The organism is Pontibacter burrus (assembly GCF_010686685.1).
GTDB lineage: Bacteria > Bacteroidota > Bacteroidia > Cytophagales > Hymenobacteraceae > Pontibacter > Pontibacter burrus.
Map to the genome: position 1 here is coordinate 58,964 of NZ_JAAGWD010000009.1, position 19,953 is coordinate 78,916.

Below are 19,953 nucleotides of genomic sequence, written 5' to 3' on the forward strand. Positions count from 1 at the left end.
CTATAGCATCATGAAAATTGGGTACCCCTGCATTAACCAGACACTGGACTGTTCTTCATCCCGTACCTTCCGGCTGGCATCTTACTCCGAGCAACGCTTAATTGAGACAGTTAGCCAGAACCTGGCCTGTTTGCAGCGCATCCTGGAATATAACGTAGCAAATGGGCTGCTTTTCTTCCGGCTTACCTCCGACCTGGTGCCTTTTGCCTCGCACGAAATAAACCAATATAACTGGCAGCAACACTTTAAACCCCAGTTCCGAGAGCTTGGCAACTATATAAAACAACACCAGCTGCGCATCTCTATGCACCCCGACCAGTTTGTGGTGCTTAACTCGCCTAACCCGCAAACAGTAAAAAACAGCATTGCTGAGCTGGCATACCAGGGCAGCGTGCTGGACCTGATGGAACTTGATACTACGGCCAAACTACAGATACATGGTGGAGGCGCTTACGGAGATAAAGGTTCAGCTATAGCCCGGTTTGCAGAAGTATACCATACGCAGCTGCCTGATGCTGTAAAAGCCCGCCTTTGCGTAGAGAACGACGACCGCACCTATAGTTTGCTGGACTGCCTGCGCCTGCACGAATTAACTGGTATGCCCATCATTTTTGATAACCTGCACCACGAGTGCGTAAACAACGGCGAACCTATGCGCGAAGCAGTGGAAATTGCAGCCAGCACCTGGCACCCTGAGCGCGATGGTATTCTGATGATGGATTATAGTGCACAGGCACCTGCCGAAAGAAGAGGCAAGCATGTGCAAAGTATATCCGAGTCCCTCTTTCACGATTTTCTGGTAGAAACCGAAGGCCTGGATATGGATATTATGCTGGAAATTAAAGATAAAGAGGCCAGCGCACTAAAAGCCGTGGCTGTTGCTTCAGAACTAGGTCGCTTATAGTTTAGAGGATAGCTGCTAGCTGTGTATAGATCCACTCTGCCAATTGCCAGAGCACCCAAATCAGCAGTATGAACAGCACTACAATAGCTACCAGAACACCAATAATGACGCCTTTGCCACTGCCCTGATATTTGCCCTCCTCGTAATGGCGGGTAAGCAGACGTACGTTTCGCTGGTTGGCTTTAAAGAAAAAGTCGAAGATATTGCCCAGTACCGGTATACTCCCAATAAGCGTATCCAGCACAATATTTACGAGCATAAGCGCCACCACTTTGCCGCTTGCACCATGGCGTGCCATCGTCATCACCAGCATAGCCGATACCCCAAATGAAGCCAGATCGCCGGCTACGGGCAGAAAACCAAGTATAGGATCCAGCCCAAAACGAAAGTTGGTGCCCGGCATTCTAAACTGGTTATCCATGAGCTTTGCAACATGGTTTACCCATTTCATTTTTTCGGACTGTGGCGTGCGGGTGTAGCGTGTGTTGTGCGTTTCCATCATACGCGCTTATACGCAAGCGAGCCCGCAAAGTATAGAGCTTAGACTATAAAGCTAATATGCCGTGCAACACCACCCTGGTTATTTTTGCGCCTTATACCGGTTTTGCTTAAAATTCTTCTTCTTACGTGCGTCCCACTTTTTATTCCGGCTCTCGGCACGGTTACGCTCATAGCGCATGCTGCGGCCATCATCATCAACCAAAATCGCTTTTCGGCCCTGCAGTGGGTTACAGGCAGCTGTTAAGGAGACAATAAAGGAAAAAAACAGAATGTGTTTAAGTAGTCTCATAGGTTAGCTCTTTTATGGATTTGCCTATCCCGGCAATCTCCAACTATAGGACTACTTATACTTGTTCTGATGCTATTGGTTTAATTCAACTATAAATAAAAATCAACCAATATTTAAACTATAGTTTTATGATTCTGAAATCAAAATGCAATATGCAGCAGGGCATCGCCCTGGTTCACAACTGGCATATTGTTTAATCCGATTACATAGCCTGTGGCAGGTGCATTTAAACGCACTTCCATTTCGCCATATGGGTCTGTTATGCTGCCAATATACTGTCCCTTTTTAACATATTCGCCGGCCTGAATGAAAGTGCGCCATAACCCGGCATTTTTTGCACGCAGCCAGATATCTTTCATACAAACGACGGTAGATTCGGCTGCTTCAGGGCAATTGGCGGTCATGCCCAGATGGTGCAATATGCGGCAGGTACCCTCCATGCCCATCTTTATGCCTTTCTCGTCAAAGCGCAGGCTTTCGCCGGTTTCGTATACCAATATCGATTTGCCAAGTTTGCCTGCCTCTTTTCGTAGCGAGCCTTGCCGGTAAGGGGCATTCAGGATAAAAGGAGCACCAAAGGCTTTTGCCAGCTCTTCGTTTTTGTGGTTGCTGAGCACGCAGCGTATTTGCGGGTAGTTGGAACGGCTCCTTCCCCCTGTATGGAAATCAAGACCATAGTCTACGTACGGCATTACTTCCTTCATAAAGCGATATGCCACACGACTGGCCAAGGAGCCTTCGCGGTTCCCCGGAAAGCTCCGGTTTACATCCTTGCCATCGGGCACTTCACGCGAGAAGTTCAGGAAGCCATAGATGTTGAGTACAGGCACAGCTATTATAGTACCTTTAAGTGGGTAAAGCATCTTTTTGGAAAGCATCCTTCGTATGATCTCCGTGCCATTCACTTCGTCGCCGTGCATGCCGGCCATCAGCAATACTACCGGCCCATCGTGCACCGAGCGGAAAACATAAACCGGAATTTCGATAACCGTACCGCTGGGCAGTTTGCTGATCACCAGTTTGGTCAGTACTTTTTCACCACGGTCTATGCTGCGACCGTTGATAACTATAGTTTCGGGCATGCTACTCGTTTACTTTCTTCTTAGGCTTCTTTTTAGCAAGACCTTCCACGTACTCTATTATTTTTCCGGCAATATCTTTTTGCGTAGCGCGCTCAATTCCTTCCAGTCCCGGCGATGAGTTTACTTCCAGGATCAGCGGACCGCGTTTAGATTGCAGCATATCCACACCGGCAATGCCCAGGCCCAGTGATTTGGCAGCCAACAGGGCGGCAGCTTTTTCCTGGCGCGATAGGCGAATCAGCGTAGCTTTACCGCCACGGTGCAGGTTTGAACGGAATTCACCTTCTTTTCCCTGACGCTTCATAGCACCTACTACTTCACCGTTCACCACAAACGCACGGATATCGGCACCGCCGGCTTCTGATATAAATTCCTGCACTATAATGCGCGCCTTCAGGTTATGAAAAGCCTCTATTACCGATTCGGCTGCTTTGCGGGTTTCAGCTAAAACCACACCTAAGCCTTGCGTACCTTCCAGCAGCTTTATTACCAACGGCGCACCACCAACCTCTTTTACAAGGCCTGAAGTTTCTTTGGAGTAGTTTGTAAAGGCTGTTTTAGGCAAACCAAGCCCTGCACGCCCCAGAATCTGCAACGAGCGTAACTTATCCCTGGAGCGAACTATAGCCTGGGAATCTATAGCACTTTTTACTTTCATCATCTCGAACTGGCGCACTACGGCTGTACCGTAAAAGGTAACCGACGCCCCAATACGCGGTATAATGGCATCGATCCCCGTCAGTCGCTCTCCTTTGTAAAGAATGTGCGGATCGCCCTGTTCTATGATCAGGTCGCAGCGTAGGTGATCGAGCACTAAGGCCTCGTGCCCACGCTGCTCAATGGCCTCTACCAACCGGCGGGTAGAGTACAACCTCGGATTGCGGGACAGAATGGCTATTTTCATAAATTGGTATTTTTCTGCTGTTGTTTGATTTTATACTTCTGCGCGACGTTTTTACGGGAAACATCAACTATAAACCTGCTTTTTAAAAGCTTGCGCCCGATAAGTACGGGGTATTTCATGTCGCTGCGGTCGGAGAGCGAAAATTCGGCTTCTATTACTTCATCAAATAGCTTGATGGTTGTACGGATAACGTAACGTTCCTGCACTTCGCCAAAAGAACTTTTTATTTCACGCAGGTCGTACTCGGCAAAGCGTAGCTTTTTGTGGTTGTACTGCGGATGTGACGGATCCAGCAGATCTACACAAATCAGCTTTCTGCCATCAGCTCCGGTTTCTTCGTGTATATCAGAGCAATGGATAGCCGACGTGTAAGCACCGGTATCAATTTTAGCTTCTATCTCTTCTATATCCAGCTCCGGCAAAGCCACCATTTCACGGCGGCCAATTACCTTCTTGTCTGGCTTGGGAGTAAGTCTCTTTTCCTCTTTCATTAAATCTTTAATTATGAATTATGAATGCAGAATTATGAATTAACAGAAGTGCAATCTCATATAATGTACTTATTCTTCTCATTCATAATTCATAATTTATAATTCTTAATTACTTATTATAAGAGATGCGGTAGATCGCGTTATTATAGTCATCTGATACCAACAGCGCACCGTCAGGCATCACGATTACGTCTACCGGGCGGCCCCAGGCTTCTCTTCCCTGCAGCCAACCTTCAGCAAAAGGCTCATAGCTCACGGCATTACCACGACCATCCAGTTCAACTTTCATCAGGCGGTAACCCAGCGGTTCTGAACGGTTCCAGGAGCCGTGCTCGGCTATAATGATTTGGTTCTTATACTGCTCCGGGAACATGTTGCCGGTATAAAATTTAAGCCCAAGCGAGGCCACGTGTGGTCCCAACTTTTGCACCGGTTTTACAAACTCATCGCATTTGCGGTCTTTGCCGAATTCAGGGTCAGCAATTTCGCCGGCGTGGCAGTACGGAAAGCCGAAGTGTAGTCCTTTTTTAGGAGCACGATTCAGCTCATCGGGTGGCATATTATCACCCAACATGTCGCGGCCATTGTCTGTAAACCATAGCTCTTTTGTGTTCGGATGCCAGGTAAAGCCAACCGAGTTGCGTACGCCTTCTGCAAAAATCTCCATGCCGGTGCCATCAGCATTCAGGCGGGTTATAGTTGCGTATACCGGGTTTTCTTCTTTACACACGTTGCAAGGCGCACCAACCGGAACGTATAATTTACCATCAGGGCCAAAGGCGATGTATTTCCAACCGTGGTGCTCGTCGCTTGGGTATTTATCATACACTACTTCGTACTTCGGGTTGTTGCGCATGTTCTGCTCTATCGCCGGAAACTTGATGATGCGGCTGATCTCGGCTACATACAGGTCGCCATCTTTCAGTGCAACGCCATTCGGAGATTTTAAGCCAGTAGCTATCGTTATTGTCTCGTCGGCTTTTCCATCTTTGTCTTTGTCAACTATAGCAAACACCTTGTCGTTGCTGCGCGTGCCTACAAACAATACACCTGAAGGGCTCAGGGCCATAGAGCGGGCATTTTCTACATCCTTTGCATAATACTCGATCTTGAAGCCATCAGGTAGTTTTATCTTCGCCAGGCTCTCATCTACAGGCTCGCTTGGGTTGTCATTAGTAGCAGTAGACTCTGCCTGTTCATTTTCGTCTTTGGTTTCGGCACCAGAGTTACAGGCGGTGCAGAAAAGCAATGCAGCAAAGCTGAAAGCATAGAGGGTGTTGAAGTATTTCATAGTGTTTAAGTTTAGAGAGAAGTTGCAAGTATAAAACTATAGTTTGAATAAGTATACTTTCCAGTGCAGGTATAGTTGGCAGAACTGATAATTAAGGAGACTTATCAGTTCGTCTGAACCGGGATTAAAGCAGATGAAGAGACTGGATGGATTTTCTATAAACTATAGTTAGCCAGCCTAAACTATAGTTTAGTAACTCTGATTGAAACAGAATTATTGAATCAGTATCCCGCTGGTTAATCCCTTGAATCACTGGTTCGTTTCTTATGCAGCAGTTCGGCTACATCGTGCAGCAGGTTTGAGTGGCCGGTTTTGAGTATTACCAGTTCGCCTTTATCTAAAGCACCCATAAATACTTTTACACGCTTTGGGGATATAATCTCGTCGTACTCACCCAGGAACATTGTAACCGGAATTGTGTGCTCGTTTAGTAAGCGCACGATCTGCCGGATGTCGAAATTAAGATCACGGAAACCGATCCAGGAGCGGTACACGCGCAGGCGTTTGGCCGTGCTATCCATCTGATAATGCGCAAACCGGATAAGGCTTTTGTGTGCCAGGTTGTACTTGTTAAGCACCTGCAGAAACTTAAAGAAGGCCTTTGGCTTAATAACGGTGCGCTTAAATAGTTGCTGCATCCAGCCGGGGTAGGTGGCAATGTTGTACCAAAAACTTGTTTTAATGCCGTCCGGGGCAATCAGATAGAGTTCTTCTATGCGCTCGGGCATCTGCTCAACTAAGGTCAGGGCAAATTTACCACCCATGCTAAAACCCATCACCGAAAAGCGCTCAATCTTGTACTTGTCTAAAAAGTGTTCGATTATCTGTTTCAGGAATCCTTTGCTAAGTGGCATATCGTCTTTGTGCAGGCGGCTGCCCCCATGAAAGAACAGGTCGAATGCATAAATGGTATAGTCGTGGCCAAGGGCCTGCTCCATCGGCAAATAATAGGAACTGCTCTGCCCATACCCATGGAAAGCCAGCAGCACTTTGCTCCCACTCCCGATCTTGCGGTAATGCAGTTTCGATTTATCCCTGATCAGATACAAGTTTTAATTATGAATGATGAATTAAGAATTTTGAATGGTAATACTAAACTATAGTTTATTCGTCATGCATACAATTTAGTTGTCAGAACTATAGATTAATGCGGGGATTTTCTGATCGTCTGAGCGGGGATTAATGAGATTAACTAAAACCTATAGTTACGGTTTTAAAATCCTGTTCATCCATAAATCCTGTAATTCCTGATTCAGACAAACTATAAGCGCGACACGCCTCCTGACACGACAAATTTCATCACGTCGGAACTTGGCACGTTCAGGTAAGTTACATTGCGGCGGGGCACCAGGAAAAGCTCTCCCGAAAAGTTATAGGAGTGCGGAAAGTATACAGCCACTTTATCGTCTACACCTATAGTTTCCAGCACATCCTGCGTTACAAAACCCAGCTTGTGGTTATCAGAGTCTTCGCTCATTTTTACCATCACCGGCTTATTAAACTTCTGGTTATCTCCCACAAAGGCATCAAACAGGTCGCGGATACTGGAATACACAATGCCAACCAAGGGCACTTTATGAAAAATACGCTCAGTAAGGATGATAAACGGCTTTACCAAAAAAGATGAACCGAGAAACCCAACCAGCGTCAGCAGAATCACCATCAGAAGGATACCCAACCCCGGAATGCCCAGGTCGAACATATCGTTCAGCCAGTCTATAATGGCCACCACTATCCAGACGGTGATGGTAAAAGGAGCTATGATCAGTAGTCCGTTAAGGAAATAACCGAGTAAACGTTTCATGTTTTATAGTTCACAAAAAAGGCCTTGCCGAAGCAAAGCCTAAATGTAGCAAAAAAGCTAATATATTATAGTTGCTATACTTGCCCGACAGGCTGATTCAGTTTTGCAATATGGTCTGCAACCTGCTGCATCAGCCACATTGGCGTTGAAGTTGCGCCACAAATACCCACGCTACCAGCATCAGAAAACCACTCAGGATCCAGCTCAGTCTCGTTCTCGATGAAGTAGCTGTTTGGGTTGTGCTGCTTACATACGCTGTACAAAGCCTTACCGTTCGAGCTTTTTTTACCGCTTACAAACACCAGCACATCATGCTCTGTAGAGAACTTGGCGAGTTGCGGCTCGCGGTTCGATACCTGGCGACAAATGCTGTCGTTGGCGTCAAATTCCGGTTGTGTGCTGTCTTGGTTTGCCTGCGCAATACGCTCTTCTATCAGGGCTTTAATATGGTAAAAGCCTTTGGTGCTCTTAGTTGTCTGACTGAAAAGTGTAACCGGGCGCGTAAAGTCGATCTTTTCCAGGTCTTCTTCCGTGGTAACTATAATGGCTTCGTCGCGGGTTTGCCCCGCCAGGCCAATTACTTCGGCGTGTCCTACCTGACCATAGATCACAATCTGGCCGTTATCTTCTTTAATAGAATCAAAAGCATGCTTTACACGGTTCTGTAGTTTTAGCACCACCGGGCAGCTGGCATCAATCAACTCTAAGTTATTCTCCAGTGCAATCTGGTATGTTTCAGGTGGCTCACCGTGTGCGCGAATCAGCACTTTGCAATCGCGCAGGTTACGCAGTTCTTCACGGTCAATTACGCGCAGGCCCTTTTTGTAAAGGCGCTGCACTTCCATGCTGTTGTGTACTATATCACCGAGGCAGTATAGTTCTTCTACATGCTCCATCTCGTCTTCTGCCATTTGTATGGCAAACTCTACGCCGAAGCAGTAACCTGAATTTTTATCTATGGTGATGTTCATAACCTATAATTTTTTTAGCTCTGCTGCTCTACAGCATACTTTTGTTCAAGCAACTTCGATGCCACCTTATGCATCACAAATTCCACCTGCTCGTCTATCGTCATATGCGACGTATCCAGCAAATCAGCATCATCGGCACGGCGTAATGGGCTTTCGGCACGTGTAGAGTCAATATGATCACGCTTCTGCAGGTTTTCCTTTATATCATCCAGGTTCACCAGCTGCTTTTTAGCTAACAGTTCCTGCTGGCGGCGCCTGGCTCTGGTATCCACGTCGGCAGTCATAAAGATCTTCACTTCCGCATCCGGGAACACGGCGGTACCAATATCACGGCCGTCCATTACCACCCCACGGCGCTTGCCCATTTTCTGTTGCTGCGCCACCATGGCACGGCGTACTTCAGCTACCACACTTACTTCGCTTACCTGGTTAGAGATATACATTTTGCGTATCTCATCTTCCACGTTCAGGCCGTTCAGATACGTTTCGTTGCGCAGCGTTTTAGGATTATAATGGAACGTGATGTCGATGTTGTTTAACGCATCCTTTATCTCCTTCGGGTTGGTAAGCGACACATGGTGATCCAGGAAATACAGCGTAACCGCCCGGTACATAGCGCCGGTATCGATGTAGGCATAGCCTAGCTCGGCAGCTACCTGTTTGGCCGTAGTACTTTTACCGCACGAGGAATGGCCATCTAAAGCGATCACGATTTTTTTCATAAAGGGAGAGCGTAAAATTTAATTGGAATCGCAAGGGCAAGGTGCTTTGCCGCGCTTGCTCATTTTCTGGTATTTAGCCGTTTTTTTCTGCTGTGCGGTCTTCTGGCTGCACCCGGCCAGCGAGCCGGAAGCCAAAACGCATGCTATTACCATGTATGAAATTATCTTTCTCAAAACGACTGACTTTAATGCAAATATAAAGTAATTTACGGGTTCGAGCCCCATTTACAGGCAATTTAATAAACTAATACCAGATACCATGCAGGCAGCCTATACCGTTTCCGGTCGCATTATAGACATACACAACAAAGCGATATTTGAAGGTACAGTTCAAGTTGCAAACGGCCGCATTTCTAAAATAGTTCGTGAAGCCACCACGGCTACAAATTATATTTTACCCGGTTTTGTAGATGCTCACGTGCACGTAGAAAGCTCGATGCTGGTACCCAGTGAATTTGCACGCCTGGCCGTAGTGCACGGAAATATAGCTACCATTTCAGACCCGCACGAGATAGGCAATGTGCTTGGTGTGAAAGGTGTGGAGTACATGATCGAGAATGGCAAAAAGACTCCTTTCAAGTTCTACTTCGGAGCACCGTCGTGCGTGCCTGCCACTCCTTTTGAGACGGCCGGTGCAGAGATAACGGCTGCTGACATAGAAGAATTGTTTAAGCGTGACGAGATCGTGTACTTAGCCGAAATGATGAACTGGCCCGGCGTACTGCACCGCGACCCAGTAGTGATGGAGAAGATTGAGCTGGCCAAGAAGTATGGCAAAGCAGTTGACGGACACGCACCAGGCTTAATGGGCGAACAAGCCAAACTATACGCCTCTGCCGGCATCACGACAGACCACGAATGCTTTACCGCCGAAGAAGCGCTGGACAAACTGGCTGTAGGCATGAAGATACTGATACGCGAAGGCAGCGCCGCCAAGAACTTTGAAGCGCTTATTCCGCTTTTGCCGGAGCATTACAACAACATCATGTTCTGCTCCGACGACAAACATCCGGATAACTTAGTTGAAGGCCACATCAACCTGCTGGTAAAACGCGCACTGGCAAAAGGCAACGATCTGTTTCATGTGCTGCAGGCGGCTTGTGTAAATCCGGTGGAGCACTACAACATGAAGGTTGGCTTACTAAGAGAAAATGACCCTGCCGATTTTATAGTTGTAGACGACCTCGATAACTTTAACGTACTGGCCACTTACATTAACGGCGAAAAAGTAGCTGAGAATGGTAAGTCAAATATCGCTTTCACTGAGAGTGAAACTATAAACAACTTCAACACCAGCTCTAAAACTATAGACCAGTTCCAGGTGCCGGCTGCAAATGCGCACAGGATACGTGTGATCGAAGCTTTCGACGGGCAACTGATCACTAAAGAAGGTATTGTTACACCTAAGATCGAGAACGGGGTTATAGTTTCGGATGTAGCCAATGATGTGCTGAAGATAACGGTAGTAAACCGGTATGAAGAAGCAGCGCCGGCTGTGGCTTTTATCAAGAATATCGGTCTAAAATCCGGAGCTATTGCTTCGTCGGTTGGGCACGATTCGCATAACATTATAGCGGTGGGTGTGGATGATGAAAGTATAACCCGTGCGGTGAACCTGATCATCGGTGCAAAAGGCGGCGTTTCGGCGGTTGATGGTGAAAAAGAGCAGTTGTTGCCCTTGCCAGTGGCCGGCATTATGTCGGCGGAAGATGGCTACAAAGTGGCGGAAGCCTACTCAACCATAGACAGAATGAGCAAGGAAATGGGCAGTAACCTGGCATCGCCGTTCATGACACTTTCCTTTATGGCCCTGCTGGTTATTCCATCACTCAAGCTCAGCGACAAAGGTTTATTTAACGGCGATACGTTTTCGTTCGTACCTGTAACAGAAGCATAACAAAAGTCCGTGGCTATAGGCCCGGTTATACATGGAGGAGTTACTCATTTTCTTTATTGGGATGCTGGTGAGTGGTTTCGGTACCGTCATTGGGTTCGGAGGTGGCGTTTTTATGGTGCCTATCCTCATTATCTTCTTCGGGTATAACATCGAAATAGCCATCGGGTCAACTATGGCAGCGCTGGTTCCAGCTTCCTTTATCGCTTCTATCTTCAACCTGCGCGACAAAACAATAGATTACCTTGTAGGGACTTTAATTCAACTGCCTGCTATTGCCGGCACGGTGCTGGGTGCTTTTTTAGTAGCTTTTCTGCCGGTATTTAAGTTGCAGCTCATATTTGCCATTTTTGTTATTATAGTTGGCGTGTCTATGATCAGGCCCAAAAAGCAAAAGCAATACGACCCACATGGCGGAATGATGTACCGCCTGCGACGTGTGCCTACCACTTTCATCCGGAAAAACAAGGCTAAACAACTGGCTTACAGACTAAACGGTGGTGTTGTAACAACGCTGGGCTTTGGCTCGGGAATAATGGCAGGGCTTTTCGGGATTGGTGGCGGCTTTGTGCAGACCCCTATGATGATCAAGCTCTTCCGGATACCGGTCCAGATTGCAACGTCTACTTCCCTGTTTATACTGGTGATTACCAGCTTTACAGGTTTCATAAGTCACTATTTGCTGGGGAATGTGCTCTGGAGCCGTAGTTTACCTTTAATGGCAGCTTTTGCACTGGGCGCACTGGGTGGCAACATTTATAAGCAACGCTGCGGTAAGCTCAACAACATGGAAACCATGATCGGGATCGGATTATTTCTGGCTGGCTTTGGTGTACTACTCAACCTGATTCTTAAATCAAACGATATCAGCTTCTCCTTCTAAAACACCAAAGCCCCTGGATTTGCAGAGGCTCAATTATAGTTACTCAAAAAAGACTTTATATTTCTCCGGCTGCTTTACCAGAAAGGTGCTTGCTAAGCAGTTTGTTTAATTTATCAGCAGTAAGCGGCTTAGTGATATATTCGGCGGAGTACTTTGTTACAGTATCTGTATCCTGGGGGTGAGTTGATGTAGTAAGCACTACCATGGTTATGCCTTTTCGGAAGTCAGGGTTCAGGCGTTCGTACAAATCCAGCAGTTCAAACCCATCCATTACAGGCATATTTATGTCCAGAAAGATAAGTTCCGGCTTAAAGTAATCGCGGCTACCGGGGTCGTAGTTATTGTTGCTTACATTGTACAGATAATCAAATGCCTGTTTACCGTTTACAAATGTATGCACATGATCAGTCAACTGCATTCTGTCCAGCAGGCGCTGGTTCAGAAAATTAGTTGTCTCATCATCATCAATAAGTAATATTCCGGAAAGTTTCTTCATCTTAAGACTTTGTCACTCAAATCCTATACGATAGTAATCAGATTTACTGCAAAGGTATTTAATAGTTAATTAAAATTCCCCCTAAACCTACACTAATTATACAGGCAAGTCCTTTTTACTACATTTCTGGCAGATTACGGCAGTATTTTAGTACAACGGACTAATGTACAAATCTGATCAGAATGTAAGCAACTGCAGGGTTAAGTATAAATGCAAACTATAGCGTAATGTGCAAAAGCTATACCGGGATTCTAATATAGAGATAAAAAAAGCCCGAACCTACTGCCGGGCCTTTCTTATTGTTTCTATATGTTATAGTTAGTCGATATAACCCTGAGCACGCATCCACTCATCGTTGTAGATTTTGCCCAAATAACGTGTACCATGGTCTGGTAACAATACTACTACTACATCGTTTTCGGTCAGGCTATTTTCGCGGGCATACTCCAGCGCACCATAAACAGCCGTACCGCTCGACCAACCAACAAAAAGGCCTTCTTCTTTTGCAAGTCTGCGGGTCATAACAGCGCCATCTTTGTCTGTTACTTTTATAAACTGATCGATCAGGTCGAAGTCTACGTTCTTTGGCAGAATGTCTTCGCCGATGCCTTCTGTAGCATAAGAATAGATCTCATTCTCGTCGAAAATGCCTGTTTCCTTATACTTCTTAAATACCGAGCCATAGGTATCGATACCTATAGTTTGCAGCGCCGGGTTCTTTTCTTTCAAGTATTTGGAGATACCAGAAACCGTACCGCCGGTACCCACACCCGTAATAAAGTGTGTTACCTTGCCGCCGCTCTGCTCCCAGATTTCAGGACCAGTGCTTTCGTAGTGGGCTTTCCAGTTAGAGAGGTTATCGTACTGGTTCGGGTAAAACGAGTTCGGGATTTCCTGGTTAAGGCGTTTCGCTACCGAGTAATAGGAATCCGGGTGCTCAGGAGCCACATTTGTAGGGCAAACTACTACTTCAGCTCCAACTGCTTTCAGGATATCCATCTTCTCCTTGCTCTGCTTATCGGCCAGGGTAAAGATACATTTATAGCCTTTGGCAATAGCTGCCAGTGCAAGGCCCATGCCCGTGTTACCGGATGTTCCTTCAATTATAGTTCCGCCAGGTTTCAGAATGCCTGCTTTTTCAGCATCTTCAATCATCCTGATTGCCATGCGGTCTTTTACAGAGTTACCCGGGTTCAGGTACTCAACTTTTGCCAGAATGGTAGCTTTTACATCTCCTGTAACTTTATTAAGCTTCACCAGCGGCGTGTTACCGATTGCCTCGGTTATGTGGTTCAGATACTTCATGTGAGGTATTATTGAATTCGGGTGCAAAGGTAAGTAAATTAAATTATAGTTTTGGTAGTGCCGGCCAGCCCCTGTTTGGCGTGCCCTGCCTATGTAACAGCTAAAACAGCGCATAGCGTTCCGGCAGCTATCGTTTCAGGTTATTTTAGTAAAAGTGGCTGGCAGTGTAAATCATAGCTGACAGCAAACAACAGGCTACTATATTAGGTATAACTATTTTTTGTACGCGCCATAAAAAAGCCTATTTTTGCACATCCTTATTATTAGACGGTTATACATAACTAAATAAGATACACATGAGTGTTTTAGTAAATAAAGATTCGAAAGTGATCGTACAGGGCTTTACTGGCTCTGAAGGTTCTTTCCACGCATCTCAGATGATCGAGTACGGCACCAACGTTGTGGGTGGTGTAACTCCGGGCAAAGGTGGCAACAACCATTTAGACCTGCCTGTATTCAACACAGTGGAAGAAGCTGTAAAAAGAACTGGTGCTGATGTATCTATCATTTTCGTGCCACCGGCTTTTGCTGCTGATGCCATTATGGAAGCCGCTGATGCTGGTATTAAAGTGATCGTGTGTATCACAGAAGGTATTCCTGTAAAAGACATGGTGGCTGCTAAAAACTACATCAAGTCTAAAAATGTAACGCTTATCGGACCTAACTGCCCGGGTGTAATTACGCCAGGTGAGGCAAAGGTTGGTATCATGCCAGGTTTCGTGTTCAAGCCAGGTCGTATCGGTATCGTTTCCAAATCAGGTACGCTTACTTACGAAGCTGCTGACCAGATCGTGAAAGCTGGCTTAGGTATCTCTACTGCTATCGGTATCGGTGGTGACCCAATTATCGGTACACCTACAAAAGATGCAGTTCAGTTATTGATGGAAGACCCTGAAACAGATGCCATCGTGATGATCGGTGAGATTGGTGGTAACTACGAAGCAATGGCTGCGAAATATATCAGCGAAACTGGTAACAAGAAGCCGGTAGTTGGTTTCATTGCTGGCCAGACTGCTCCGGCAGGTCGCCGTATGGGCCACGCAGGTGCTATAGTTGGCGGTGCTGATGATACAGCTGCTGCTAAAATGAAGATTATGCGTGAGAACGGCATTCATGTAGTAGAGTCTCCTGCTGAAATTGGTGAAGCAATGGTTGCAGCACTTCAGCAAGCAGGTATCACTGCCTAGTCTGATTCAACGCTATAGTTATAAACAAAGGCTGCTCTGAACAGGGCAGCCTTTGTTGTTTTGTCTGAATCACAGATTAATGGGGATTTGATGGATTGGTGGAAAAGGCTTTAGATATATAGTCCTATAGTTGCTTTTACTATTTTATCATCCTGAAAGGATAGGATAATATTAGAGAGTGTAAAGGTCACGTCTATAGTTGCTGGCGTAAAACCCACCCCTACCCCTCCGAGGAGGGGAATTTCGGCTATAGTTGTGCTATCGTGCTATAGTTCTATAGTTGCTATAATTTTTTATACTCGTGCGGGTTTGTAACTCAACTGACCCGAAAGGGACAGGTTTATCAAGGGCGTTGACTATAGTTCAATAGTTGCTGTTAGTCATCCCCCTCCCCCTTCAAAGGGGGACTTTCTGCTACTGCTATAGTTGTAGCTATAGTTTTATAGTCATAGACTCTTTAACTCCTAAACTTTCTAACTTTTTAACTTTCTAAACTTCGCCCACTTCCACTACATGCTGTTTCTTACGGTTTCTTATAGTTGCAGGCAGCGAATCAACAATTTCTTTTTGCAGCGCTTCAATCAGCTTTTTCTTCAGGAAACTTTTGTGCACTACCAGGCTTACTTCGCGCAGTGGTTGTGGCTCGCTGAATGGTCTTATCAACCGCTTCTTTTCTTCCGGCATCTCGAGCACCGATAGCTCGGGCAGTAACGTAAGGCCATGCTGGGTTTCTACAATTCGTTTCAGTGTTTCCAGGGAACCGCTTCTATAGTCTAAATTAGCTCCTTCAGAACCACCCATGCTGCCTCCACGGTTACAAATGTTAAGCACCTGACTCCGGAAGCAATGTCCTTCGTTCAGAACCCACAAATCATCAGGAAGCAACTCGGTTGGGTCTATTTCTTTCTGTTTTGCCAACGAGTGCTGCGGATTTACATACACCATAAAAGCCTCATAAAATAGCGGCAGCTCCTTTATAGTTTTATTTTCGAGCGGCGTAACCAGCAAACCTACATCCAGCAATTCGTGGTTAAGCTTACTCACAATCTCGTTTGTCAGCAATTCCTGCACTACTACACGCACCTGCGGATATTTCTCAAGGAAGCTTGTTATAAATAATGGCATCAGGTAAGGCGCCAGCGTGGGTATAACCCCTATGCGCAACTCGCCACTCAGTTCCTTTTTCTGGTTCTGTACCAGTTCCTGTATCTTTTTAGACTCTGCCAGCACCACACGCGCCTGCGCAATAATCTCCTTCCCTATCTCGGTTGGCCTAACCGGCACACGACTCCTGTCGAAAAGCTGCACACCTAGTTCCTCTTCAAGTTTTTGTAGCTGCATGCTCAGGGTTGGCTGCGTTACGAAGCAGTTTTCAGCAGCTGTAGCAAAGTGGCGGTACGTATCTACAGCCACCAAATATTCCAGTTGTATTAGCGTCATTCTATACTTCTGATATTGTTCTCAACTATAAATTTACACTATAGAATTTATCTATCAAAGCATAAAAAGTATTGATTTGATTGATGATCAATATTTCAGGATCTTTGTAGCGTAATAAGAGAGACAATCATCAAAAACCAAAAACTATGAATAAGCTAACCAACATCGGACTGCAGAAAGAAGACTCAAGACAAATGGCAGACAGACTGAACGAACTGCTCGCAAACTACCACCTGTACTACCAGAACCTGCGTGGTTTTCATTGGAACATCAAAGGTGTGAACTTCTTTCAGCTGCACGCTAAGTTCGAGGAGCTTTATAACAAAGCATTAACACAGATAGATACTATAGCCGAGCGTATTTTAACGGTTGGACAACAGCCGTTGCACACGTTCTCGGAATACACCCGTGTGGCTACAATTAAAGAAGCTGCTAACCTGAGCAATGACAAGGAAACAGTAGAGGCCACACACCAAAACCTGACGGTTATCCTTAACCTGGAGCGCGAAATTCTGAGCCTGGCCTCAGAAACCGGCGATGAGGGTACAATAGCGCTACTAAGCGAAGACATCAATGAGATTGAGAAAACGCTCTGGATGTTGAAAGCTTTCCTGAGCTAATCATCATAAATACATAAGGCTAAAGTGTGAGTGAAATAGTGGCAGAAGCGGTGCAAGTTACTCAGCGCTGCAACTGCACCTGTTATGGCTCATCCGTAAAGCTCCCTTTTAAATTAATACAGCTTAAACATAGATGAAAGCGCCTGTAGTTTCTGCAGGCGTTTTGTGCTGTTTGGAGTGTATGAACTGGCTTAGAGCTTTTGTTGTAACTTGGAGCTATAGTTCTATAGTTGGCAATTAACCCACCCTACCCCTCCCAAGAGGGGAATAACGGCTATAGCTATAGTTTAAGCTATCGTGCTATAGTTACAAATCACGAGCAGGCAGGCGCAGCCTGCCCCAAGGAACTACTACCACGGAAAGGCGATGAAACTATAGTTATTAAAACAATAAGAACTATAGCTATCGAAAGATCACAGTCCTGGGGTTGAGCGCCTTTGACTTGTTGCGGTGCCGCCAGGCAATCCAAGGAACGAGGAGAGCAAGAAGGCAGCAGCGCGATGGACGAAGACGGGGCCCCGCGGCCGTGAGCGCACCAAAGCTAGATATGACCACTATAGGCTAATAGAGCTCCCAGGATATGTGGTGGCTATAGAATGAGTTGCTTGTGTCAAGTAGTGACTATAGTTAACTACAGAACACATAAGATCCTTCGGCTTCGCTCAGGATGACAAAGAAATAACTACTCGACAAGACAAAGAAATAACTATAAGCTCAGATAGATTTCTCACCATACTCGAAATGACAGGAGTAGAAACTATAGCTCTCACAAGAACGATAACTAAATAGAAACTATAAAAAGAAAAAGCCGCCTGCTGTAGCTCAGTACAACAAGCGGCCTACTTTGGCTAAAAGTATATCCTAATTATTTCGCGTAGCTGATCGCTCTCATTTCGCGGATAACCGTGATCTTGATCTGACCCGGGTATTGCATTTCCTTCTCGATCTTCTGCGAGATATCAAATGAAAGCTGTGCAGCTTTTTCGTCTGTTACATTATCGGCATCTACCATTACGCGCAGCTCACGGCCGGCCTGAATGGCGTAGCACTGGTTTACACCTTCAAAAGAGATAGCAGCTTCTTCCAGTTCTTTCAGACGCTTGATATACGACTCCATGATCTCGCGACGGGCACCCGGCCTAGAACCTGAAATAGCATCGCAAGCCTGCACCAGTGGAGAGATCATCGCAGTCATTTCAATTTCGTCGTGGTGGGCACCAATGGCGTTGCACACATCCGGATGCTCTTTGTACTTCTTGGCAAGCTCCATACCGATGATGGCGTGTGGCAGTTCCGGCTCGTCTGGCGTTACTTTACCGATATCGTGTAATAAACCGGCACGTTTAGCATGCTTCACATTCAGGCCAAGCTCGGCAGCCATGGTAGCGCAAAGGTTGGCAACCTCACGCGAGTGTTGCAGCAGGTTCTGGCCATAAGAAGAACGGAAACGCATACGACCCACCATCTTGATCAACTCTGGGTGCAGGCCGTGGATACCAAGGTCAATGGCAGTACGCTCACCGATCTCTACGATTTCCTCTTCAATGTTCTTACGTGTTTTGGAAACAACCTCTTCAATACGGGCCGGGTGAATACGACCGTCGGCAACCAAACGGTGCAGCGACAGACGCGCAATTTCACGGCGAACCGGATCGAAACCAGAGATAATGATGGCTTCCGGGGTATCATCAACTATAATTTCAACGCCGGTAGCAGCTTCAAGGGCACGTATGTTACGGCCTTCACGACCAATAATCTTACCTTTGATATCGTCGCTCTCGATGTTGAATACCGAAACGCAGTTCTCGATGGCATGCTCAGCAGCTGTACGCTGAATGGTTTCGATAACGATCTTCTTAGCCTCTTTGGTAGCGGTAAGTTTCGCCTGCGCAATAATGTCCTTGATGTGCGATGATGCCTGTGTAGTAGCCTCGTTTTTCAGGGCATCTACCAGTTGCTCGCGGGCTTCGGCTGCAGTTAAACCGGCAATTTTCTCGAGTTGGGCTACAACTTCTTTATGCTGGTTTTCTACTTCTTCTTTGCGCTTGTGCAAGTGATCCAGCTGCAGGTTTAAAGCTTCTTTTTCCTTGTTCAGCTCGTTCTCGCGGCGCTTGTTATCTTCCATCTGCTTGGTAACATGCTGCTCGCGCTGCTTTACCTTGTTCTCGTTCTGGATGATAATGTTTTTCTTCTTGTTTGATTCTTCTTCAAACTCAGATTTCAGCTTCAGGAATTTCTCCTTAGCCTCCAGCATGCGGTCCTTCTTGATAGCTTCAGCGTTTATCTCGGCTTCGCGGATAATTGCTTTTGCTTTCTGGCGGGCGGCATTTTCCTGCTGCTTGTATACTTTTTGCAGCAGCACGCGCCCAATGTAAACGCCCACACCGAGCGCTACAATAGCTGTGATTAAAATGGATAGAATATCGGGCATGTTAACATGTTTTTAAGTTTGTTAAAAACACATGAGCAGTGCCTGCAATAAGACGGGTTTAAAGCTGTTTTAGCTACGAAGTAAAGGTAGTCAGTAAGATTATTTTACCGACGAAAGCAGGTCATCCAGCACATTCAGCTGCTGGCCTACCTTAGAAAGATGATTGTTTTTGTCTTCTTCCAGTTTCATTTTTTCCACCATGGTTTCAAAAGCAACCATTGCCAGAAGGTCCTGCTTATCCTGGATTCCGAATTGATCCTTAAAGTACTTCAGGCGCTCATTCAACACCTTGCCCACTATCCGGAGTCTTTCTTCTTCTTCTTCCTTTACCCGCATCGGATACTCGCGTTCTGCGATGCGAATCTTTATCGATAATTCACTCATCCGTTGCGTTTTTATAGTTCCTGCTCACCTTTTCTGCACTGTAACTCATGTGGTTACTAGTCGCGCAGGTAAGCAATGCACTTATCGATTTCTCTGATATATTCGTTTAACTTCAGCTTTAACTCAGTCGAATTTGCAGGATTTCCTGCTATCGTGTCTACAATTTTAACAATATTCTCCTGATTTTGAAAATTTTTTATTTGCTGATCTTTCTCGTCCAGCTGTGTTTCCAGGAGTTTAATTTCGTCGCGGGCATTGCTAAGCTGCTGCTGCACATCGGCATAGCGGCTTAGCAGTTTCCGTAATTTATCTTCAATTTGCTTTAACTGTTGTAATTGCGCTTCCTTTGCCATG

The 19,953-nt window shown here is 46.0% G+C and carries 22 protein-coding genes and 1 pseudogene; 6 read left to right on the plus strand and 17 right to left on the minus strand.

Features of this window, described 5'->3' with window-relative positions:
- Positions 1-10: 10 nt before the first annotated feature.
- A complete protein-coding gene (uvsE, locus tag GXP69_RS16940) occupies positions 11-904 on the plus strand; it encodes a UV DNA damage repair endonuclease UvsE (protein WP_163916509.1) in 894 nt (297 codons plus the stop codon).
- Position 905: 1 nt separating this feature from the next.
- Here the strand turns inward: uvsE and GXP69_RS16945 are convergent, their stop codons facing one another.
- The 11 genes from GXP69_RS16945 to GXP69_RS16995 all read right to left on the minus strand — a co-directional run bounded on the left by GXP69_RS16945 (position 906) and on the right by GXP69_RS16995 (position 9,133).
- Positions 906-1,406 carry a DUF4112 domain-containing protein gene (locus GXP69_RS16945; protein ID WP_235925806.1) on the minus strand — a complete coding sequence of 167 codons (501 nt, stop codon included), beginning with the start codon at positions 1,404-1,406 and terminating at the stop codon, positions 906-908.
- Positions 1,407-1,484: 78 nt separating this feature from the next.
- Entirely contained in the window at positions 1,485-1,694 is a 210-nt protein-coding gene (locus GXP69_RS16950) for a hypothetical protein (RefSeq protein ID WP_163916511.1), read from the minus strand.
- Between the two features lie 140 nt (positions 1,695-1,834).
- Positions 1,835-2,776, minus strand: a complete 942-nt coding sequence (locus GXP69_RS16955) for a succinylglutamate desuccinylase/aspartoacylase family protein (RefSeq protein WP_163916513.1) — start codon at positions 2,774-2,776, stop codon at positions 1,835-1,837.
- A 1-nt stretch (position 2,777) separates the two neighbouring features.
- On the minus strand, positions 2,778-3,680 hold the full coding sequence (gene rimK / locus GXP69_RS16960) for a 30S ribosomal protein S6--L-glutamate ligase (protein ID WP_163916515.1): 903 nt from the start codon (positions 3,678-3,680) through the stop codon (positions 2,778-2,780).
- Positions 3,677-4,171, minus strand: a complete 495-nt coding sequence (locus tag GXP69_RS16965) for an ATP-dependent zinc protease family protein (protein WP_163916517.1) — start codon at positions 4,169-4,171, stop codon at positions 3,677-3,679. Before GXP69_RS16965 ends, rimK begins: the two co-directional genes overlap by 4 nt.
- Before the next feature lie 109 nt (positions 4,172-4,280).
- Positions 4,281-5,462 carry a PQQ-dependent sugar dehydrogenase gene (locus tag GXP69_RS16970; RefSeq protein WP_163916519.1) on the minus strand — a complete coding sequence of 394 codons (1,182 nt, stop codon included), beginning with the start codon at positions 5,460-5,462 and terminating at the stop codon, positions 4,281-4,283.
- 236 nt (positions 5,463-5,698) lie between these two features.
- Positions 5,699-6,511: an alpha/beta fold hydrolase gene (locus GXP69_RS16975; protein WP_163916521.1), complete on the minus strand. Its 813-nt coding sequence runs from the start codon at positions 6,509-6,511 to the stop codon at positions 5,699-5,701.
- Positions 6,512-6,723: 212 nt separating this feature from the next.
- Complete coding sequence (locus tag GXP69_RS16980; RefSeq protein WP_163916522.1) at positions 6,724-7,266, minus strand: DUF502 domain-containing protein; 543 nt, start codon at positions 7,264-7,266, stop codon at positions 6,724-6,726.
- Between the two features lie 74 nt (positions 7,267-7,340).
- The gene (locus tag GXP69_RS16985) at positions 7,341-8,237 is read right to left on the minus strand and encodes a 4-hydroxy-3-methylbut-2-enyl diphosphate reductase (RefSeq protein WP_163916524.1); all 897 of its coding nucleotides are present in this window, start codon (positions 8,235-8,237) and stop codon (positions 7,341-7,343) included.
- 14 nt (positions 8,238-8,251) lie between these two features.
- Positions 8,252-8,959 (minus strand): (d)CMP kinase, encoded by a 708-nt coding sequence (gene cmk, locus GXP69_RS16990; RefSeq protein WP_163916526.1) that lies wholly within the window; start codon positions 8,957-8,959, stop codon positions 8,252-8,254.
- Between the two features lie 18 nt (positions 8,960-8,977).
- Entirely contained in the window at positions 8,978-9,133 is a 156-nt protein-coding gene (locus GXP69_RS16995; RefSeq protein ID WP_163916528.1) for a hypothetical protein, read from the minus strand.
- 85 nt (positions 9,134-9,218) lie between these two features.
- Here GXP69_RS16995 and ade point away from each other — a divergent pair, with 85 nt between their 5' ends.
- Together ade and GXP69_RS17005 are read left to right on the plus strand one after the other, a co-directional pair.
- Positions 9,219-10,856, plus strand: coding sequence for an adenine deaminase (gene ade, locus GXP69_RS17000; RefSeq protein WP_163916529.1), 1,638 nt, complete (start codon positions 9,219-9,221; stop codon positions 10,854-10,856).
- A gap of 31 nt (positions 10,857-10,887) precedes the next feature.
- The gene (locus GXP69_RS17005) at positions 10,888-11,736 is read left to right on the plus strand and encodes a sulfite exporter TauE/SafE family protein (RefSeq protein WP_163916531.1); all 849 of its coding nucleotides are present in this window, start codon (positions 10,888-10,890) and stop codon (positions 11,734-11,736) included.
- 55 nt (positions 11,737-11,791) lie between these two features.
- Here GXP69_RS17005 and GXP69_RS17010 read toward each other — a convergent pair whose 3' ends face one another.
- A complete protein-coding gene (locus tag GXP69_RS17010; protein WP_163916533.1) occupies positions 11,792-12,232 on the minus strand; it encodes a response regulator in 441 nt (146 codons plus the stop codon).
- A gap of 321 nt (positions 12,233-12,553) precedes the next feature.
- A pseudogene (locus GXP69_RS17015) lies at positions 12,554-13,537 on the minus strand (PLP-dependent cysteine synthase family protein); the annotation flags it as partial.
- Between the two features lie 296 nt (positions 13,538-13,833).
- Between GXP69_RS17015 and sucD the strand changes: the two are divergent.
- Positions 13,834-14,724: a succinate--CoA ligase subunit alpha gene (gene sucD, locus GXP69_RS17020; protein WP_163916537.1), complete on the plus strand. Its 891-nt coding sequence runs from the start codon at positions 13,834-13,836 to the stop codon at positions 14,722-14,724.
- 489 nt (positions 14,725-15,213) lie between these two features.
- On the opposite strand, the gene GXP69_RS17025 is transcribed toward sucD, so the two are convergent.
- Positions 15,214-16,164, minus strand: a complete 951-nt coding sequence (locus tag GXP69_RS17025; protein WP_163916539.1) for a hydrogen peroxide-inducible genes activator — start codon at positions 16,162-16,164, stop codon at positions 15,214-15,216.
- Positions 16,165-16,310: 146 nt separating this feature from the next.
- Here GXP69_RS17025 and GXP69_RS17030 point away from each other — a divergent pair, with 146 nt between their 5' ends.
- Both GXP69_RS17030 and GXP69_RS17035 read left to right on the plus strand, forming a co-directional pair.
- On the plus strand, positions 16,311-16,784 hold the full coding sequence (locus GXP69_RS17030; RefSeq protein ID WP_163916541.1) for a Dps family protein: 474 nt from the start codon (positions 16,311-16,313) through the stop codon (positions 16,782-16,784).
- 230 nt (positions 16,785-17,014) lie between these two features.
- Positions 17,015-17,215 carry a hypothetical protein gene (locus GXP69_RS17035; protein WP_163916543.1) on the plus strand — a complete coding sequence of 67 codons (201 nt, stop codon included), beginning with the start codon at positions 17,015-17,017 and terminating at the stop codon, positions 17,213-17,215.
- Positions 17,216-17,649: 434 nt separating this feature from the next.
- On the opposite strand, the gene rny is transcribed toward GXP69_RS17035, so the two are convergent.
- The 3 genes from rny to GXP69_RS17050 form a co-directional block, all read right to left on the minus strand.
- A complete protein-coding gene (rny, locus tag GXP69_RS17040; RefSeq protein WP_163916545.1) occupies positions 17,650-19,215 on the minus strand; it encodes a ribonuclease Y in 1,566 nt (521 codons plus the stop codon).
- 99 nt (positions 19,216-19,314) lie between these two features.
- Positions 19,315-19,599, minus strand: coding sequence for a cell division protein ZapA (locus GXP69_RS17045; RefSeq protein ID WP_163916547.1), 285 nt, complete (start codon positions 19,597-19,599; stop codon positions 19,315-19,317).
- A 56-nt stretch (positions 19,600-19,655) separates the two neighbouring features.
- Positions 19,656-19,952, minus strand: a complete 297-nt coding sequence (locus tag GXP69_RS17050) for a DUF4349 domain-containing protein (RefSeq protein WP_163916549.1) — start codon at positions 19,950-19,952, stop codon at positions 19,656-19,658.
- Position 19,953: the final 1 nt, after the last annotated feature.

What these genes read in the sequence shown, in the direction of transcription:
- GXP69_RS16950 (WP_163916511.1), bottom strand. Translation starts at nt 1,694, where the DNA reads ATGAGACTACTTAAACACATTCTGTTTTTTTCCTTTATTGTCTCCTTA.
- GXP69_RS16985 (WP_163916524.1), bottom strand. Translation starts at nt 8,237, where the DNA reads ATGAACATCACCATAGATAAAAATTCAGGTTACTGCTTCGGCGTAGAG.
- uvsE (WP_163916509.1), top strand. Translation starts at nt 11, where the DNA reads ATGAAAATTGGGTACCCCTGCATTAACCAGACACTGGACTGTTCTTCA.
- cmk (WP_163916526.1), bottom strand. Translation starts at nt 8,959, where the DNA reads ATGAAAAAAATCGTGATCGCTTTAGATGGCCATTCCTCGTGCGGTAAA.
- ade (WP_163916529.1), top strand. Translation starts at nt 9,219, where the DNA reads ATGCAGGCAGCCTATACCGTTTCCGGTCGCATTATAGACATACACAAC.
- GXP69_RS16945 (WP_235925806.1), bottom strand. Translation starts at nt 1,406, where the DNA reads ATGATGGAAACGCACAACACACGCTACACCCGCACGCCACAGTCCGAA.
- GXP69_RS17050 (WP_163916549.1), bottom strand. Translation starts at nt 19,952, where the DNA reads ATGGCAAAGGAAGCGCAATTACAACAGTTAAAGCAAATTGAAGATAAA.
- GXP69_RS17005 (WP_163916531.1), top strand. Translation starts at nt 10,888, where the DNA reads ATGGAGGAGTTACTCATTTTCTTTATTGGGATGCTGGTGAGTGGTTTC.
- GXP69_RS16970 (WP_163916519.1), bottom strand. Translation starts at nt 5,462, where the DNA reads ATGAAATACTTCAACACCCTCTATGCTTTCAGCTTTGCTGCATTGCTT.
- sucD (WP_163916537.1), top strand. Translation starts at nt 13,834, where the DNA reads ATGAGTGTTTTAGTAAATAAAGATTCGAAAGTGATCGTACAGGGCTTT.
- GXP69_RS17025 (WP_163916539.1), bottom strand. Translation starts at nt 16,164, where the DNA reads ATGACGCTAATACAACTGGAATATTTGGTGGCTGTAGATACGTACCGC.
- rny (WP_163916545.1), bottom strand. Translation starts at nt 19,215, where the DNA reads ATGCCCGATATTCTATCCATTTTAATCACAGCTATTGTAGCGCTCGGT.
- GXP69_RS17010 (WP_163916533.1), bottom strand. Translation starts at nt 12,232, where the DNA reads ATGAAGAAACTTTCCGGAATATTACTTATTGATGATGATGAGACAACT.
- rimK (WP_163916515.1), bottom strand. Translation starts at nt 3,680, where the DNA reads ATGAAAATAGCCATTCTGTCCCGCAATCCGAGGTTGTACTCTACCCGC.
- GXP69_RS17045 (WP_163916547.1), bottom strand. Translation starts at nt 19,599, where the DNA reads ATGAGTGAATTATCGATAAAGATTCGCATCGCAGAACGCGAGTATCCG.
- GXP69_RS17030 (WP_163916541.1), top strand. Translation starts at nt 16,311, where the DNA reads ATGAATAAGCTAACCAACATCGGACTGCAGAAAGAAGACTCAAGACAA.
- GXP69_RS16955 (WP_163916513.1), bottom strand. Translation starts at nt 2,776, where the DNA reads ATGCCCGAAACTATAGTTATCAACGGTCGCAGCATAGACCGTGGTGAA.
- GXP69_RS16980 (WP_163916522.1), bottom strand. Translation starts at nt 7,266, where the DNA reads ATGAAACGTTTACTCGGTTATTTCCTTAACGGACTACTGATCATAGCT.
- GXP69_RS16965 (WP_163916517.1), bottom strand. Translation starts at nt 4,171, where the DNA reads ATGAAAGAGGAAAAGAGACTTACTCCCAAGCCAGACAAGAAGGTAATT.